Source organism: Fictibacillus tiangongensis (assembly GCF_048083785.1).
Lineage (GTDB): Bacteria > Bacillota > Bacilli > Bacillales > Fictibacillaceae > Fictibacillus.
The window spans coordinates 443,899-459,625 of sequence record NZ_CP182294.1; the positions used below are offsets into that span (position 1 = coordinate 443,899).

Genomic DNA, 15,727 nt, shown 5'->3' on the forward strand with positions numbered 1-15,727 from the left:
ACGATTCAATCGGAAGATGCAGTATTATCGGGAGCAGAATCAGGCTCCTAAGCGTTTAGTATGAGCGGCAAGCACGAAAAAAGCTTGAGTCCTATAGATTTCGGACTCAAGCTTTTTTTCTTTTATATAGAGTAAGAGTTATGCACCTTTTCGTACAAGTTGTTCTTCTTTTGTTGACTGATCGAACAAGTAATTCTTTACAGCGTTTGATGAATGCTTCGCTTTTTTAACGAAGATCGGATTCAATACAACTACCGTTGCAAAGTTAGCCATCAATCCCCAGAAACCTTCATAGATTCCAAGACTTGTACCTGTTGAGTAGACTGTGAAGGTAACCGCGAGTCCTACAATCAGGCCAATAATGGTAGCTTCTCTAGACTGATTTCTCCAGAATAAGCTGATAACGATTGCGGGGAAAATCTGAACCATTCCAGATACACCAAGCAACTGTAGGGAAACGAGTGCTTGTGGAAACACAAGACCGAACAATAAGGCAAGTCCGATAACAACGAAAACCATGCCGCGAGTAATCATCGTTAGTTTCGGTCCTTTTACTTTCGGATTGATGAGGTCACGATAAATGTTGTTTGCAAATAGGTTCGATGCACCGATCGCCATGATGGAGCAGGGAATGAGTGATGCGAGTGCGATAGTAGAGTACGCTAATCCCTGACCGATTCCACCATAAGACGTTTGGATCAATGCAAGAAGAGCAAACCTAGGATCCGTCCCATCTGGTAAAACAAGAAAAGCAATGAATCCAAGGAAAACAACAAGAATTAAAACGATATTATAAAGCGGCAGAAACAGTGCGTTTTTTCGAATGGCATCTGCACTTTTTGCTGTGAAAACGCCTGTTGCCGCATGTGCCCACATAAAAAGAGCAAGTGATGATACAAAAGCTGCTGTGATGAACCATGTAACACCTTTTGGCCCAGACTCTGGGATCGTTAAGAGGTGAGGAGCTTCCGTTACGATTTTATCAACCATAGGATTCCAGCCGCCAAAGTGCATGATTGGAAGAGACACGACCATGAATAACATGATTGCCCACACTAGAACATCTTTAATGATTGCTGTATAAGTCGGTCCTTTGATCCCACTGAAAAATGTATACAGTGCAACAAGCAAGAAAGAGGTGATCACGACCACTTTTACATTGATAAAGCCTGTCCCAGCAACCTGAAGCGTATCTTGAATACCACTCAGCTGCAAACAGATATACGGAATCAGCATGAGTACGCCGACGATGGCGATGAGTGAAGATAATAGCTTAGAGTCAAAACGTTCACGAGCATAGTCTGCTAGAGTGGTTAACTTATGCTCATTTGCCACTTTCCATAACTTTGGAAGGAAAAAATAAGAGATAAAATAGGCCAAAACCGAGTAGGGAATCGCGAAGAATGCGAGACTTCCGGCTGTGTAAGCGGTACTCGTTAAACCTAAGAACGTATAAGCTGTGTAAAGGTCGGCACCGACTAGAAACCAGACGAGTAGGCCGCCAAAGCGTCTTCCGCCAACAGACCACTCTTCAACAGAACTTCGGGTAGCTTTGTCCCTGCCGGCAAGAAAGCCGATCAGAACGACCGTTAAGATAATAAAAATCGTGATAGATAGTGCTGTAAGATTACCTTGCTGCATTTAATCCAGGCTCCCTTCTGATTTCTGAAGTTGATAGATTCCTAATGTGCAAAAAGGAGTTAGAACAATCCACAAAAACAACCAAAACTGAAGAAACGGTAGTCCGAAAATGATAGGGTCGATCCTGTTTACGAACGGTAGAACGACCAGTTGTGCGATAAATGGAGCGGAAATCAATACGATCAATAAGAATTTCTTCATGCTGCATGTGTCCCTTCTGTGGTGTTTTTTAGAAATATAATGTTCACAATCATAACAGCTTAGAAAGTGAGGGACAAGAGGAATTATATAAATTTTTAAAATATTTAATATTATTAGATAATGAAAGGGTTTTCAATTTCTGTGAAATTAAATACTGTGTTACCTAAGCAAAAGTAGGAGACATGCATATTATAGAAGTAACCGTATAAAGGGAGGTGGGAAACGATGATTCATTCATGTGTTTGTCACACGTTAAAATGTTTGAAATACGGGCAAGCTGTAGTTCTGTTAATAGGTAACAGGCAGATTCCTTTTATTTTTCAAGGAATCAACGGAAATTGTGTAGTGGGTATAACGAGTGGTAACCAAGTACTTGCTTTAGACTGTAGATGCATAACGGCGGTTATCTGTAGCAGAACGGCTGTAAACATAAATAGATTTTCTAATCCTAATGTTTTTACAATTCCTGATAGCGGAGCTGCAACACCTTATCCATCGACTATTAATGTGTCAGGTTTAAGTGGGACAGTTGCAAATGTGACGGTAACTCTCCGTAACCTCACACATTCATATTTAGCTGATCTTCAAATATTGCTTGTAGGTCCTCAAGAACAGAATGTCATCTTAATGTCTACAGTTGGAGGCTTTAGTCCTGGTGTTGTAAATGCTACGTATACGTTCAGTGATGCTGCAGTAAATTCTATGACAGAAGATGCTATTCCTCCATCAGGCATTTATAAACCAAGTACTACTCTTCCAGTTACAGCATTACCAGGTGCGCCAGGACTTCCTTATGGAACGGTTCTTAGTGTTTTTAATGGAACGAATCCGAATGGTGCATGGCGATTATATGTATATGATCAATTTACTCAAGACCAAGGAGCCATCAATAGGGGCTGGGAGCTGACTATAACAACACGAGAGTCATTATAACTGTAAGACCTCCAAGTAAAGGAGGTTTTCTTTTTTTACTACCAATCATTTCGCTTATGTTTACCTTCTATTTTCTCAGAACCATCTGGCATGCTAAGACCGTGCTGCTTAATGTGGTCTGCATTCTTCACAAAATAGTGATACTTCCAACCCTTTTCATTATGAAACTCTACTAAGAAGATATAAGGATTGTATTGCCGTCCGATGTTTTGTGTAATCTGCCACTTTTCATTAGGAAATTGCTTCTCTAAATATAGGGTGAGCTGGTCTTTTTTTACGGAGACATGATAGTCGATCCAAAAGGGACGTATGATGAAAAATAGTAAAATGAGAGATGTGATGACACTGGCGGTATATAGGCCGATTTTTCGTTTTGTTTTGGGTACAAAAATAGCAACAATGTAAAGTGCGCTGATCAAAGTTAAGGTGAACATGATTTCAATGACTGTGATCGGATGCAAATCCATGAATATGTGCCTCCTCTTCTGAAAATGGAGTTTCATACATAGTTTATTCTATATAGAGAGGCAAATTTCTTCTTACATAGACCCTATTTCTTTGCCAGCTGGACACAAACAGAATGAATCCACAAAAATAACTTCTGAATCCAAAAATTTTCCTGCTGAATCCAAAAGTTTCCCTGTTTAATCCACGAGTTTTGGGCTCCAATCCACATTTTTAGTCTGCCCAACTAAATTTGTCCACTCCGAGTGGACACCAAGTAAAAAAAGCCGCACCCTCTAAAAGGGAGCAGCTTTTTCCAACCTATCATGCAATCTAAAACCACAAATATGGCTTTCCGACCATAAACCAAAGCATGATCATCAACAATCCGAGGTATATCCAAACGGCACGCTGCAATTTCTGAGCTAGCGCCGCTTTATCATGCGCTTCATCATCAAACTTTCGAAGCGTCGGTGAAAAGGCGCGCGCTAAAAAGAACAGCGAGCAGAACAAGATGATTAAAGTCATGAGAATCCAAGGTGTGTCCCACGTCCAAGATCCTTTGAACACAAGCAATAAACCTGACAATACTAAGACGTGACCCGCGTGTTTGGCGAGCCAAACGACAAACCGAAACGTGCCAAGATAAGCCTGCATCTCATCTCCACTAGCGGTTCTCAGTTTTTTGATCAGTGGGAACAGAATAAAGAACGGGCCTACAGAAATGATTACGCTTAAAATATGGATATACAAAAAAATACGATACAAAATATCCATTAAGTTACAGTTTAACCTTTAGCAGGACTGAATTCGTGAACCCATACTTGCATATGAGGAAGCCAAGGCATACCTGGGTGGTACGAAAGAATAGCATTCTTATACTCTTCAACTGTTGCAAAGCCTTCGTCTTGGGCATGTTGGTCGGTTAGGTCACCAAGAGATTGGCGGTAAACATTGTTCACTACGAACGAATGACCTTCTAATTCCATAATCTCCCCAATGTCTGCATAACGTCCGTTACGGCGAGTTGCCGTTTTCTTGCCTTCTAAAACTTTAGCTACATCAGCCGGCATCGTTACAAGTCTTTCTATGGTACACGTTTTTGGCGGTAAATTGTTGTTTTCTTGATTTGTCATATGTAAAAACTCCTTTTTCATTTCTCCAATTCCTAATGTATCACATTTTATTAAGTAGTCTGTCTATTTTTATCGGAAGAAAACGGTAAGATGTGTCTTTGCTATGTTGAGTCAGTACCTTTATAATCAAGAGATGACTCTACCTGAGGGAGGCTAATTTAAGTTTTGATAGAAAAAGCAAAGCAAATGCTGAATTTGCATTACGGTTATTCTTCATTCCGGAATGGACAAGAGCAAGCGATACAATCGGTTTTAGCGGGTGACGATACACTCTGTGTTATGCCTACAGGTGGCGGGAAATCGATCTGTTATCAAATACCTGCCCTTGTTTTTGAAGGAACAACAATTGTTATTTCTCCTTTAATTTCATTAATGAAAGATCAGGTTGATACATTATTGCAGTTAGGTATTTCCGCGGCCTTCATCAATTCTTCACTTACAGCAGCAGAGGCGAGAGAACGAATTGAAAAGGCGAAAAGCGGTGAGTATAAACTTTTATATATTGCACCAGAACGTCTAGAATCCTATGACTTTATGGATCATTTGAGACAGATAGATATTCCACTAATAGCGGTAGATGAAGCGCACTGTATCTCGCAATGGGGACACGACTTCAGACCGAGCTACCAGCGTATTCAAAGAATGATCGGTAATCTGCCGAATCGTCCGGTAGTACTCGCATTAACTGCAACAGCTACACCGCGTGTTCGCCAGGACATCTGCTGGTCACTTGATATTGATGAGAACAAGACGGTATTAACCGGATTTGAACGTGAAAACTTATCTTTTTCTGTGATTAAGGGACAAGACCGTCTTTCTTACTTAAAAGACTTTCTCAAAAAGAACGAGAAAGAAGCGGGGATCATATACGCAGCAACACGTAAAACGGTTGATCAGCTTTATGAAACACTCCAAAAAAGCGGCATCAACGTATCTCGTTATCATGCAGGAATGAATGACAACGAGCGTATGGAACAACAAGAACAATTTCTTCAAGACGAATCATCGGTCATGGTGGCTACTTCTGCGTTTGGGATGGGTATCGATAAATCTAATATCAGATATGTTATCCATTTTCAGCTGCCCAAAAACATGGAAAGTTATTATCAAGAAGCTGGCCGTGCTGGCCGTGATGGACTTCCAAGTGAATGTATCCTGCTATATTCATCACAAGACGTTCAGGTACAGCGTTTTCTGATCGATCAGTCTAGTGAGCAGGACCGTATGGCGCAAGAGCTGGAGAAACTTCAACTCATGGTGGATTATTGCTACACCGAAAGCTGTCTGCAGCAATCGATCGTCCGCTATTTTAGTGATGAAGAAATACCCCCATGCGGCCGGTGCGGCAACTGTACAGATAATCGTGAGAGCATCGATGTGACAAGAGAAGCGCAGATCGTATTGTCATGTATCGTACGAATGGGGCAGAAGCGTTTCGGAAAGACATTGATCGCACAAGTACTGACCGGTTCCAAAAATAAAAAAGTGTTAGAGATGCGATTTAATAAGCTGCCAACTTACGGCATGCTGAAAGATAAAAGCACGAAAGAAATAACAGACCTCATTGAGTTTTTTATCTCACAAGAGATCATCGCCGTTGAACATGGTACGTTCCCAACTCTTTATATAAAAGAAAAAGGGAAAGACATCCTGCTCGGAAAAGAAAAGATCATGCGTAAAGAAGCGGTAGTAACTAAACAAGTTGCTGCAGATGATCCGTTATTTGAAGAGCTTCGAATCGTGCGTAAGACAATAGCAGAACAAGAGAACGTTCCACCGTTCGTTATTTTCGCAGATACGGCGTTAAAAGATATGTGCGTGAAACTGCCTGAGTCAAGAACTGAATTTTTGAGTGTGACGGGTGTAGGTCAGAATAAGCTAGAGAAGTATGGAGAGCGGTTTATCTCTGCTATCTCAAATTATCTAACTGAACACCCTGAGCGAAGAGAAGGTGCGGATCAGAGTACCGTTGCAAAAGAACCTGCCAAAAAGACAACGCCTGATTCCCATCTTGAAACATACACTCTCTATAAAGAAAAGATGGCAGTCGATGAGATCGCTGATCATCGGAGACTAGCTTTAAGTACGGTCGAAAATCATCTTATTCAATGCATGCAAGAAGGAATGGATGTTCAGATGGAGGACGTTATTCCAGAAGAATATATCTCAAAGATTGAAGATGCCATTCAACAAGCCGGCGGAGAAAAGTTAAAGCCGATCAAAGAATTACTTCCTGAAGAAGTAAGTTACTTTATGATTAAAGTTTACTTGCTGCAAAACGAAAATAAGAAACGGGTGACAAGATGAAGAAGAATGTCCGATTAAAAGTAAAACCATCTTATGTGAAGGGGTTAAAAACAGGTTTTCCATTGATTACGGAGGATACTGTACAAAATATAAGCAACGTAAAAGAAGAAGGAACGATTATTGAACTTTTTGACGAAAAGAATGTATTCCTTGGTAAGGGGTATTATGGAAAACAAAATAAAGGCCGCGGGTGGGTGCTCACGCAAAATTCACAAGAACTCATCGATCAAGAATTCTTTGAGAAGAAACTGAAAAAAGCGATCAACCATCGCCAAGATCTATTTAACAATTATGAAACGACAGCATTCCGCGTGTTTAACGGTGAAGGAGACGGAATCGGTGGACTGACGATCGACCACTATAACGGCTACTACGTTCTAACTTGGTATAGTGAAGGTATCTACTCTTTTAAGGATGAAGTGATCACTTCTCTTAAAGAGCTTGTTAAAGTAAAAGGTATCTACGAGAAGAAGCGTTTTGATGTAAAAGGAAAATATATTGATGATGACGATTTTGTTGAAGGTGAACAAGCGCCAAGTCCACTGATCGTGAGAGAGAACGGCATCCACTTTGCAGTATATCTGAATGATGGTGCGATGGTCGGTGTGTTCTTGGATCAGCGTGACGTGCGAAAGACGATCCGTGATCAATATGCGAAAGGGAAAACCGTTCTGAACACATTCTCTTATACTGGCGCGTTTTCAGTTGCGGCTGCTCTTGGTGGTGCTCTGAAAACGACAAGTGTTGACTTAGCGAATAGAAGCCGAAGCAAGACGCAAGAACAATTTAGTGTAAACGGTCTGAACTATGAAGACCACGACATCATTGTTGAAGATGTGTTCAACTATTTTAAATATGCTGTTCGAAAAGAGATGTCATTTGACCTTGTTATTCTAGATCCACCTAGCTTTGCGCGTTCTAAAAAACACACGTTCAGTGCAGGGAAAGATTATCCTGAACTGTTAGCACAAGCGATCAAGATTACAGAAAGAAACGGTGTAATCGTTGCTTCTTCTAACTGCTCAACGTTTGGGATGAAGAAGTTCAAAGAGATGATAGCGTCAGCTTTTAAACAAACAGGCGGAACGTATAACATTTTGGAAGAGTTTAAGCTTCCACAAGATTTTAAAACACACAAAGAGTTCAAAGAGGGTAACTATTTAAAAGTAGTGTTCATTGAAAAATTAAGCTAACCGGCGAAAGGGGATCTTCATGTCGATGAATAACGAACGCCGTATTTTAATCATGACTTCTGTAGCTGCTGAAAAAGAGGCGATCTCAAGAGGAGTTGGTCACACATCTTCGGTTGATGTGGTATTAGCGGGAGTTGGTCCGATCTCAGCAGGGGTCCAAACAACAAAAGCACTTTTAACAAAAGACTACGACCTTGTGATCAATATGGGGATTGCTGGCGGCTTTCAGGAAAAAGCAGATGTTGGAACACTTGTTATTGCGGATGAGATAATTTCAGGAGATCTTGGGGCAGAATCTCCTGAAGGATTCATCACATTAGATGGGCTTGGTTTTGGTGCTTCAACGCGCATAAAAGCAGACAGCGAGCTGGTCATGCACTGCTTAACATCATTAAAGCTCGCAGGAGTAGCTGTTCAACTCGGCAACATTTTAACACTGTCTACAGTGACAGGGACTTCTGAAACCACAAAAATTCTACAGGATCGTGAGCCTGATGCAGTAGCTGAAGCGATGGAAGGCTATGGTGTAGCGTTAGCGGCACAAGAATTTGGAAAGCCAGTGCTTGAGATTCGTTCCATATCAAACCCGATTGGTCCGCGAGATCGTTCTGCTTGGCGTATGAAGGAAGCGTTCGATACACTAGAGAGAGCTAGTAAAGTTATCGCGGAGGTATTGTTATGAGTAAAATGAGTATTGCGTTTTCACCTTGTCCCAATGACACGTTTGTTTTTCATGCATTGGTTCATGGTCTTGTTCCTGGGGCTCCAGAATTTGATGTTACATATGCAGATATTGATATTACAAACGGCTTAGCTGCTGAGTCAGATGAACTTGATATCTTAAAAATCTCCTACGCAGCGCTTCCTTATGTTTTGGATAAATATGCTCTGCTTCCTTGCGGAGGGGCACTCGGTCGTGGATGTGGTCCGTTAGTTCTGGTGAAGGAGCTAGGTGATGTTACGCCAGATATGCTATCAGGAGCAAAGGTGGCTGTTCCGAGTGAGCGCTCTACAGCCTACATGCTTTTCCGTTTATGGGCAGCTCAAAATGTGCCTGGCGGAGTAGGCGAGATCATCGTTATGCCGTTCAATGAGATCATGCCTGCTGTAAAAGAAGGTAAGATTGATGCAGGTCTTGTCATCCATGAAGCACGCTTTACGTATCAAAATTACGGATTGAATCTGTTGGCTGATATGGGTAGCTGGTGGGAAGAAGATACGGGACTGCCCATTCCACTAGGAGCGATCATCGCGCGCCGTTCACTAGATTTAGAGCCTATCGCAGCCTGGATACGTGAATCGGTAGAGTATGCGTGGCGAAAGCCTGAGGCATCAAGAGAGTATGTGATGCAGCACGCGAGCGAACTCTCAGAAGACGTAGCGAAATCTCACATCGATCTGTATGTGAATGATTTTACTGCGGATCTTGGTGACAAGGGCTTTGAGGCCATTACAACTCTATTGAACCGTGCCGGAGAAGAAGGCATCGTGCCGAAGAAGGATTATACGAATCTATTGAAAATTTAAGAATGGACAAATTAATTCTTAGATTGGACAGATTATTATGGACTTTGGACAGATTATCATGGGAATCGGACAGATTACAGGGAACATCGGACAGATTAACTCCTAAATTGGACAGATTGTTTAATGAAACCTGCATAATATAGAATTAACCACTCTCCACACCCGCGCATATCTTATAACGAGAAGAAAAACTGTTATAAGGAGGCGCAATATGTCTAATACAAACGTATTAACACTCATTGGTGCTTTGTTAGCTGGTTATTTTCTACTTGCACTTCCACTAGGCGGTACGTTTTTAGCTGCATTCGGTCCAGCTGTTAAAATTATCGCGATTTTAACTGTTCTTGTATTTGGAGCGGTGTTGATTTATAAAGGGCTCAAAGAAATTTTAAGAAAATAGACATGAAGAAACCCGCTGTAACTTAAGCGGGTTTCCTTGTTTTTATTTAGGTAGTAAACCACGAAGCTCTTCCGTCATCTGATCTAATAGTTCAGGACGTCCGTGAAATTGAGCAGGTGTGTTTTGAAAAAGTTTGATGAACCATTTTTCATCATTCTTAACTGCAATTACTGTATGATGCGTGTTCAATTCTGGAGATAGTTCCTTCTTTCCTACTGGGACCATGCCAGCAATAGCGCGAACCATGACAGCATCATCACTTAAGGAAGAAACGTTCTTCAATTTTGCGTAATAAGGTGGAGTCGGAAAGCTGCTGAAAATGGGCTCGAGATGAGCATGAATCTCTTCAGGACCAAATGCCTGGCTTCCATCATATCCAACCATCTCACCATCTTCGGTAAAATGATCAGCCATAGCACGTGAATTCCGCTCGTTCCACGCGTGTAAGAAGTTAAAATATAGATCTTCAACAGCTTTTGTATGTTCTGTATTCATCACTAAAACCTGTCCTCCATATGTAAGATTGTCTTATGACCATCATAACAAAACAGCCACCATCCTCAAAATAGTGGCTGCGTCAGATACTATTTTTGTTGTTTTGCAGCGGTTAGTTTTTCGATTTCTTGATCGATTTTCTTGTGAATTTTGTCGATCTTTGAAAAATTCATCGCAGCTATATAGATCTTTTCTAAATCATCGTGCTTACTTTTTGCATCTGCTAAATATCCGATCGCTTCTTTCATCTTTTTTGAATAGCGGCCGCTGATTTCTTTTAGATTATCAAAGAATTTTTCATCCGTTCCTTTTTTAATCGTCTTTTCATACATATCTATGATGGAGTCACCTTCACGTTCAGGAAAATACTCATGAGGTGCTGTACTATCAAAAATTGCAAAGCCGAGCTCTCTTACGATCACCATATCCAAACTGTTAGGATCGAACCCACAATGATAAATTTCAACATCATAACCTGAAGCCTCGGCATTTGCTGCCAACTTTTTTAGCAGTGTTGATTTTCCAGATCCAGGTCTTCCCTTAATGAAGAATCTTTTTTCTAGACCTTCTGTTAAGTTTGGAACAAAATCGACTGCACCTTTTGGGGTAGCAGCTCCTAAAAAACGGTGATAAACGTTCGCGGCTTTATTTACTTTTTTCGAAAAAAATTGATGCATCAGTTCATCTGTAAGTTCATTAGCTTTTTCATAATTCATGTTCATAATATAGATTTCTTCCCATTCATCATGAATGAGGAGCGCTTCATGGAAAGTTGCATATGCTTTCTGATAATCAGCAGAAATCGAATCTGTAATCTTTAATATTTCCACTTTTTTGTTTGTGAGTTTTTTAGAATCCCACGCTTCACCTAAATTCACATATTCCTCAATCGCTCCAGGGGCTTTTGGTTCAATAACATGTGGAGAAGTACCATCTACAATTCCGATACCGAGTTCTCTGATGATCACACCATCAATCGAACCGTTGTCTGAAGCGCAATGAATGTATTCGATATCATAGCCTTCAGTGTTCCACTTTTCCCCGACCGCTTTCATAAGTGTCGACTTACCAGTGCCAGGTCCGCCTTTTAAAATATAAAGGCGATCAAGACCACTAAGATTTGATGGAAATAAGTTGTGAAAACCTCTAGCCGTATTGCCGCCAGCATAATAATTTAGAATTTTTCCAGTCAAGGTTCAAAACACTCCTCTTTTTTGTAGTTGTGTTTCTACATGCATGTTATGTAAGGAAGATGGAATAGGTGATAGCCTAAAAAAACACATTAATTATTTAAATTGTTGAAATATGATGAAATAAAAAGAAATTTTACGAATGAGGGAGTATGGTTTAAAAAAAAGGAATAAATCCACCCTAAATCACATAAAATTGATTATTCTGAATATTTAAATAAAATTTAGAATGAGTTAATATGTAATTAACAAAGAAACACTACTTCAAATAAAGGAAGGCGTGATTCCAATGAAATAAGTAAGCGAAGCATATCAAATCACATCCAGTTAGAGATCAGCCAGTGAAAACTGATTTCGAGATGTGTGGGTATGTGGGAACGCGCAAATACACATAACGAAAGAGGATGATTCCAATGACGTATGTGAGCGAAGCATGCTAAGATCGTGTTGCAGATGGAAATAGCCGGTGAAAACTATTTTCGCAGCATGTGGGCGTGTGGGAATTTACCAGAAGTAGAGGAAAAATAAGATCTAATGCAAGGCAATTGATTGAACGAACAATTAATTGAAGTCTAGTTAGGGACAATAACTAGCATTTGTGTATTAGTAAGAAAGGAAAGAACGTTTAAGTGAATAAAGTGAGTTTAAGCTAAAGGCGCTGTTTATGTGATGTATACATATTCAGCGTCTTTGTTTTGTTTATATCCTGAATTTGATTAATCAACTCCATTTTGAGTTTTTATATATACGCCTTAAGTCTTAGAACACATTACTTCTTAAAGCCATGGTTATTTTAGGAAGGTTTCGATAAGGTAATAATAGAAACATAGTATAGATGAACTTTTTTTATTTAAACGAAACTCAGAAACCGTTACATCCGTATGAATAGTAAAGAGTTTATGTCAGGAGTCGATTACAATGAACGGATTTTTAGCTTTTTTTATCCGCATGTTTGTTGCTATCCCAGCTTCAGTAGGAGTATGGCTGGCAAGTATTATTGGGTATGACCAGACCTACCTTTTGTCGTCAGGCATTGCAGTAGCTGGAGGAGCTGCCGCATACACAGCAACAGGACTTCTTCAAAAGCAGAGATTTCTCAGTGAACATCACTTATCTAGAAGAGAGTATAAATACATCAGAAAAAACTTAGACGAAGCAAAACCTAAGATCTATAGACTGCAAAAAGCGATGTTTTCAGTCCGAGACCTGCCAACTTTAAAGCAAAGAGCGGACCTTGTACGTGTAGTTAGAAAGATCCAGAGTTTAACACAAAAAGAACCAAGACGTTTTTATCAAGCAGAACAATTCTATTTTTCTCATTTAGATTCAGCTGTTGAGCTTACCGAGAAATATATGTTTCTATCCTCGCAGCCAAGAAAATCAAAAGAATTAACGCAATCTTTGGTAGAAACGAAAAGAACACTTGATGAACTGATCGATCAGATCGAAAAGGATTTATACCAAGTACTGTCAAATGATATAGATGACCTACATTATGAGATCGATGTAGCCAAGTACTCGATTAATTCCCATAAAGACTCCCAACAATCCATAAAAAAGGCAGGCGATATAAATGAAAGAAAATAATGAACCCCTTAACCATTCAGATGAATCGACAAATCTAATGGATGACTTGTTGGCTAACCCTTTTGGCGAACAGCAAGAAGCAACTGTGCCTTCGAATGAAAACAAACAGGTACGATTAATAGATGTTCTCCCAGAAGAAAATAAAGAAAAAGCGTATCAGCTGGCGAAACAGATCGACCCAACGAACCACCAGACGATGATCACATACGGAGCACCTGCACAGGCAAAACTTCATTCCTTTTCGAATACCATGCTCGATCATGTGAAAAAGAAAGACACAGGGCAAATAGGTGAGATTATTGGAGATTTGATGAGAAAGCTTCAAGATGTCAATCCTGAAGAATTAAAGTCAAACAAACCTACATTGATCGGCCGCATGTTTGGAAAGATATCAGGCTCTGTTCAGGAAGTCCTATCGAAATATCAAAAAACAGGAGCTCAGATTGATCGTATTTCGGTAAAGCTAGACGGCAGCAAAAATGTTCTTATGTCTGATATCGTCATGCTCGAAAAATTGTACGAAAACAATAAAGAGTACTTTCAAGCGCTGAACGTATATATAGCAGCAGGAGAGCTTAAGCTGGATGAGCTGAACCAAGTTACGATTCCTGAGATGAGAAGAGTGGCTGAACAGACAAATGATCAAATGAAGTTTCAAGAAGTAAATGACATGGTCCAGTTTGCTGACCGACTAGATAAGCGTGTTCATGACTTAAAACTAAGTCGCGAGATCACGATCCAGAGTGCGCCACAAATTCGACTTATTCAAAACACAAACCAAGCGCTTGTAGAAAAAATTCAATCGTCCATCATGACGGCTATTCCGTTGTGGAAGAACCAAGTCGCTATTGCACTAACGTTAATCAGACAGCGTAATGCAGTAGAAGCTCAAAAACAAGTTTCCAAAACAACGAACGAGCTTTTACTAAAAAATGCTGAGATGTTAAAAACCAATACGATCGAAACCGCAAAAGAAAACGAACGCGGCTTAATCGATATTGAAACGTTAAAGAAAACGCAAGAAAACCTTCTTTCAACCTTAGAGGAAACACTGCGTATTCAAGAAGAAGGGCGAGTGAAACGACGTCTTGCAGAAGAAGAGTTGGCTACGATGGAAATCGGTTTAAGGCAGAAGCTGCTAGAGATTAAAGGTGAGTAAATAAAAGGTACCTGCTAAAATGCAGGTACCTTTTACTGTAGAATCAACCCCATCATTACCGTGTTCTGATAGGTTCCGTTAATAAAGTTATCTTGCTTCAGCAAACCTTCTTCTTCAAAACCGAACTTTTTATAAAGGTCGATTGCCTTCGTGTTATTCTCGTTTGTTACGAGACTAATCTTTCGAGTAATTTCATTTTGTCTTGCCCACTCTATTAGTTCATTCATCAATGCTTTACCTAATCCTAACCCCGTAAACTTTTTAGAAACAACAATCCCCAATGTTCCAACATGTTTCGTTCTTTCCTTCTGCGAGGAGTTGATGGTTGCGATCGCAATAATCTCTGAATCAATTGTTGCAAGCAGCATGATCGAATTAGGTTCCTTCGAGACAGAGACAATGTAATTACTATAATCCTCTATTTCTCGTTTAAATTCACCAGCTCCGAAGGATAAAAAATCACTTTCACCCCCAACCACATTGTAAAAATTGATGATGTTCACTGCATCATTACTTACAGCTTCGCGAATTTCAACCCTAAGGGTGTTCTTTAACATAACATTTCGCATCATTCCAACTTCTTTCTGTTCATATGTATAAGACAAATATAACCTACCAGTCTATTCATCGTACAAGCTTAATATTCATGTTTTTTTGATTAAATTTATTAACAAAAGTAGTAATGCATCTCCTATATCCTCGCATAGAATATGAGGATTTGTTATTTCAATAAAGAATAGGAGAGAAGGAATGAAAACGAAAAAAGTACTGATTGCATTACTGATGTTTGGTTTCATGTTCTTACTAGTTCAACCAGCAAAGGCAGCAGCTTCATCATTTATCGTCATAAATAAGTCAACAAACCAGCTTGCGTATTTTGAGAATAATAAACTATCAAAGGTATTTAAAGTAGCCACTGGTAAACTACCCTCCTATACGCCAGAAGGTAAATTTAAAATTGTAAACAAGATCACGAATCGGCCTTATTATACAGGAAACATTCCAGGTGGAGATCCGCGGAATCCTTTAGGAAACAGATGGTTAGGCTTAAACGCAAATGGAACATGGGGGACGACGTATGCCATCCATGGAAACAATAATGCAAGTTCCATAGGTAAGTATGTGAGCGCAGGCTGTATCCGTATGTACAACAACGAGGTGCAGTGGTTGTATGCAAGGATTTCGGTTAATACCCCTGTTGTGATCACAACTTCAGGTAAGTCGTTCCCTGCTCTAGCAGCAGCAAATGGATATAAGGTAGCAAACAGTTCGACGGTGCCTGTATTCTCAGTCGTTAATCTTAAAAAGGGTAGCCGTGGTGCCGAAGTCATGGAGCTTCAACGAAGACTTACGAATCTAGGCTACAGTACTAAAGGAGTAGACGGTGTATTCGGAGCCAATACGGATGCCGCTGTTCGCAAGTTCCAAAAAGCTAAGAAGCTCACAGTTGATGGTGTAGTAGGACCGGCGACAAAGAAGGCTTTGGGGATGTTTTAAATAATGACAGATCAGCC

Annotated in this window: 17 protein-coding genes; 9 read left to right on the top strand and 8 right to left on the bottom strand. The window is 40.1% G+C overall.

Features of this window, described 5'->3' with window-relative positions; translation table 11 throughout:
• Positions 1 to 138: 138 nt before the first annotated feature.
• Positions 139 to 1,641: a sodium:solute symporter family protein gene (locus ACNJYY_RS02545; protein ID WP_416730440.1), complete on the bottom strand. Its 1,503-nt coding sequence runs from the start codon at positions 1,639 to 1,641 to the stop codon at positions 139 to 141.
• Complete coding sequence (locus ACNJYY_RS02550) at positions 1,642 to 1,842, bottom strand: DUF3311 domain-containing protein (RefSeq protein ID WP_153238164.1); 201 nt, start codon at positions 1,840 to 1,842, stop codon at positions 1,642 to 1,644.
• Between the two features lie 225 nt (positions 1,843 to 2,067).
• Here ACNJYY_RS02550 and ACNJYY_RS02555 point away from each other — a divergent pair, with 225 nt between their 5' ends.
• Positions 2,068 to 2,775, top strand: coding sequence for a hypothetical protein (locus ACNJYY_RS02555; RefSeq protein ID WP_416730441.1), 708 nt, complete (start codon positions 2,068 to 2,070; stop codon positions 2,773 to 2,775).
• A 38-nt stretch (positions 2,776 to 2,813) separates the two neighbouring features.
• Here the strand turns inward: ACNJYY_RS02555 and ACNJYY_RS02560 are convergent, their stop codons facing one another.
• The 3 genes from ACNJYY_RS02560 to ACNJYY_RS02570 all read right to left on the bottom strand — a co-directional run bounded on the left by ACNJYY_RS02560 (position 2,814) and on the right by ACNJYY_RS02570 (position 4,355).
• Positions 2,814 to 3,242 carry a hypothetical protein gene (locus ACNJYY_RS02560; protein ID WP_416730442.1) on the bottom strand — a complete coding sequence of 143 codons (429 nt, stop codon included), beginning with the start codon at positions 3,240 to 3,242 and terminating at the stop codon, positions 2,814 to 2,816.
• A 310-nt stretch (positions 3,243 to 3,552) separates the two neighbouring features.
• Positions 3,553 to 3,990, bottom strand: coding sequence for a DUF2269 family protein (locus tag ACNJYY_RS02565; protein ID WP_416731789.1), 438 nt, complete (start codon positions 3,988 to 3,990; stop codon positions 3,553 to 3,555).
• Positions 3,991 to 4,007: 17 nt separating this feature from the next.
• Entirely contained in the window at positions 4,008 to 4,355 is a 348-nt protein-coding gene (locus tag ACNJYY_RS02570) for an ASCH domain-containing protein (protein ID WP_416730443.1), read from the bottom strand.
• A 165-nt stretch (positions 4,356 to 4,520) separates the two neighbouring features.
• On the opposite strand from ACNJYY_RS02570, the gene recQ reads away from it, so the two are divergent.
• The 5 genes from recQ (at position 4,521) to ACNJYY_RS02595 (ending at position 9,782) form a co-directional block, all read left to right on the top strand.
• Positions 4,521 to 6,662, top strand: a complete 2,142-nt coding sequence (gene recQ, locus ACNJYY_RS02575) for a DNA helicase RecQ (RefSeq protein WP_416730444.1) — start codon at positions 4,521 to 4,523, stop codon at positions 6,660 to 6,662.
• The gene (locus tag ACNJYY_RS02580; RefSeq protein WP_416730445.1) at positions 6,659 to 7,855 is read left to right on the top strand and encodes a class I SAM-dependent rRNA methyltransferase; all 1,197 of its coding nucleotides are present in this window, start codon (positions 6,659 to 6,661) and stop codon (positions 7,853 to 7,855) included. The genes recQ and ACNJYY_RS02580 overlap by 4 nt, the downstream gene beginning before the upstream one ends.
• Positions 7,856 to 7,874: 19 nt before the next feature.
• Entirely contained in the window at positions 7,875 to 8,537 is a 663-nt protein-coding gene (locus ACNJYY_RS02585) for a futalosine hydrolase (RefSeq protein ID WP_416730446.1), read from the top strand.
• Between the two features lie 5 nt (positions 8,538 to 8,542).
• Positions 8,543 to 9,382: a 1,4-dihydroxy-6-naphthoate synthase gene (locus tag ACNJYY_RS02590; protein ID WP_416731790.1), complete on the top strand. Its 840-nt coding sequence runs from the start codon at positions 8,543 to 8,545 to the stop codon at positions 9,380 to 9,382.
• 211 nt (positions 9,383 to 9,593) lie between these two features.
• A complete protein-coding gene (locus ACNJYY_RS02595) occupies positions 9,594 to 9,782 on the top strand; it encodes a hypothetical protein (protein ID WP_066390930.1) in 189 nt (62 codons plus the stop codon).
• Positions 9,783 to 9,824: 42 nt separating this feature from the next.
• Here the strand turns inward: ACNJYY_RS02595 and ACNJYY_RS02600 are convergent, their stop codons facing one another.
• Together ACNJYY_RS02600 and ACNJYY_RS02605 are read right to left on the bottom strand one after the other, a co-directional pair.
• Positions 9,825 to 10,277, bottom strand: coding sequence for an SgcJ/EcaC family oxidoreductase (locus tag ACNJYY_RS02600; protein WP_416731791.1), 453 nt, complete (start codon positions 10,275 to 10,277; stop codon positions 9,825 to 9,827).
• 89 nt (positions 10,278 to 10,366) lie between these two features.
• Positions 10,367 to 11,470, bottom strand: a complete 1,104-nt coding sequence (locus ACNJYY_RS02605) for a PRK06851 family protein (protein WP_416730447.1) — start codon at positions 11,468 to 11,470, stop codon at positions 10,367 to 10,369.
• A 915-nt stretch (positions 11,471 to 12,385) separates the two neighbouring features.
• On the opposite strand from ACNJYY_RS02605, the gene ACNJYY_RS02610 reads away from it, so the two are divergent.
• Both ACNJYY_RS02610 and ACNJYY_RS02615 read left to right on the top strand, forming a co-directional pair.
• Positions 12,386 to 13,054, top strand: a complete 669-nt coding sequence (locus ACNJYY_RS02610) for a 5-bromo-4-chloroindolyl phosphate hydrolysis family protein (protein WP_416730448.1) — start codon at positions 12,386 to 12,388, stop codon at positions 13,052 to 13,054.
• Positions 13,041 to 14,213 carry a toxic anion resistance protein gene (locus ACNJYY_RS02615; RefSeq protein WP_416730449.1) on the top strand — a complete coding sequence of 391 codons (1,173 nt, stop codon included), beginning with the start codon at positions 13,041 to 13,043 and terminating at the stop codon, positions 14,211 to 14,213. The genes ACNJYY_RS02610 and ACNJYY_RS02615 overlap by 14 nt, the downstream gene beginning before the upstream one ends.
• A 32-nt stretch (positions 14,214 to 14,245) precedes the next feature.
• Here ACNJYY_RS02615 and ACNJYY_RS02620 read toward each other — a convergent pair whose 3' ends face one another.
• Positions 14,246 to 14,818 (bottom strand): GNAT family N-acetyltransferase, encoded by a 573-nt coding sequence (locus ACNJYY_RS02620; RefSeq protein WP_416730450.1) that lies wholly within the window; start codon positions 14,816 to 14,818, stop codon positions 14,246 to 14,248.
• 145 nt (positions 14,819 to 14,963) lie between these two features.
• On the opposite strand from ACNJYY_RS02620, the gene ACNJYY_RS02625 reads away from it, so the two are divergent.
• Positions 14,964 to 15,710: a L,D-transpeptidase family protein gene (locus tag ACNJYY_RS02625; RefSeq protein WP_416730451.1), complete on the top strand. Its 747-nt coding sequence runs from the start codon at positions 14,964 to 14,966 to the stop codon at positions 15,708 to 15,710.
• Positions 15,711 to 15,727: the final 17 nt, after the last annotated feature.

Excerpts from the sequence above, each read along its gene's own strand:
- ACNJYY_RS02545 (WP_416730440.1), bottom strand. The coding sequence starts at position 1,641 with ATGCAGCAAGGTAATCTTACAGCACTATCTATCACGATTTTTATTATC.
- ACNJYY_RS02550 (WP_153238164.1), bottom strand. The coding sequence starts at position 1,842 with ATGAAGAAATTCTTATTGATCGTATTGATTTCCGCTCCATTTATCGCA.
- ACNJYY_RS02555 (WP_416730441.1), top strand. The coding sequence starts at position 2,068 with ATGATTCATTCATGTGTTTGTCACACGTTAAAATGTTTGAAATACGGG.
- ACNJYY_RS02560 (WP_416730442.1), bottom strand. The coding sequence starts at position 3,242 with ATGGATTTGCATCCGATCACAGTCATTGAAATCATGTTCACCTTAACT.
- ACNJYY_RS02570 (WP_416730443.1), bottom strand. The coding sequence starts at position 4,355 with ATGACAAATCAAGAAAACAACAATTTACCGCCAAAAACGTGTACCATA.
- ACNJYY_RS02580 (WP_416730445.1), top strand. The coding sequence starts at position 6,659 with ATGAAGAAGAATGTCCGATTAAAAGTAAAACCATCTTATGTGAAGGGG.
- ACNJYY_RS02585 (WP_416730446.1), top strand. The coding sequence starts at position 7,875 with ATGTCGATGAATAACGAACGCCGTATTTTAATCATGACTTCTGTAGCT.
- ACNJYY_RS02590 (WP_416731790.1), top strand. The coding sequence starts at position 8,543 with ATGAGTATTGCGTTTTCACCTTGTCCCAATGACACGTTTGTTTTTCAT.
- ACNJYY_RS02595 (WP_066390930.1), top strand. The coding sequence starts at position 9,594 with ATGTCTAATACAAACGTATTAACACTCATTGGTGCTTTGTTAGCTGGT.
- ACNJYY_RS02600 (WP_416731791.1), bottom strand. The coding sequence starts at position 10,277 with ATGAATACAGAACATACAAAAGCTGTTGAAGATCTATATTTTAACTTC.
- ACNJYY_RS02610 (WP_416730448.1), top strand. The coding sequence starts at position 12,386 with ATGAACGGATTTTTAGCTTTTTTTATCCGCATGTTTGTTGCTATCCCA.
- ACNJYY_RS02615 (WP_416730449.1), top strand. The coding sequence starts at position 13,041 with ATGAAAGAAAATAATGAACCCCTTAACCATTCAGATGAATCGACAAAT.
- ACNJYY_RS02625 (WP_416730451.1), top strand. The coding sequence starts at position 14,964 with ATGAAAACGAAAAAAGTACTGATTGCATTACTGATGTTTGGTTTCATG.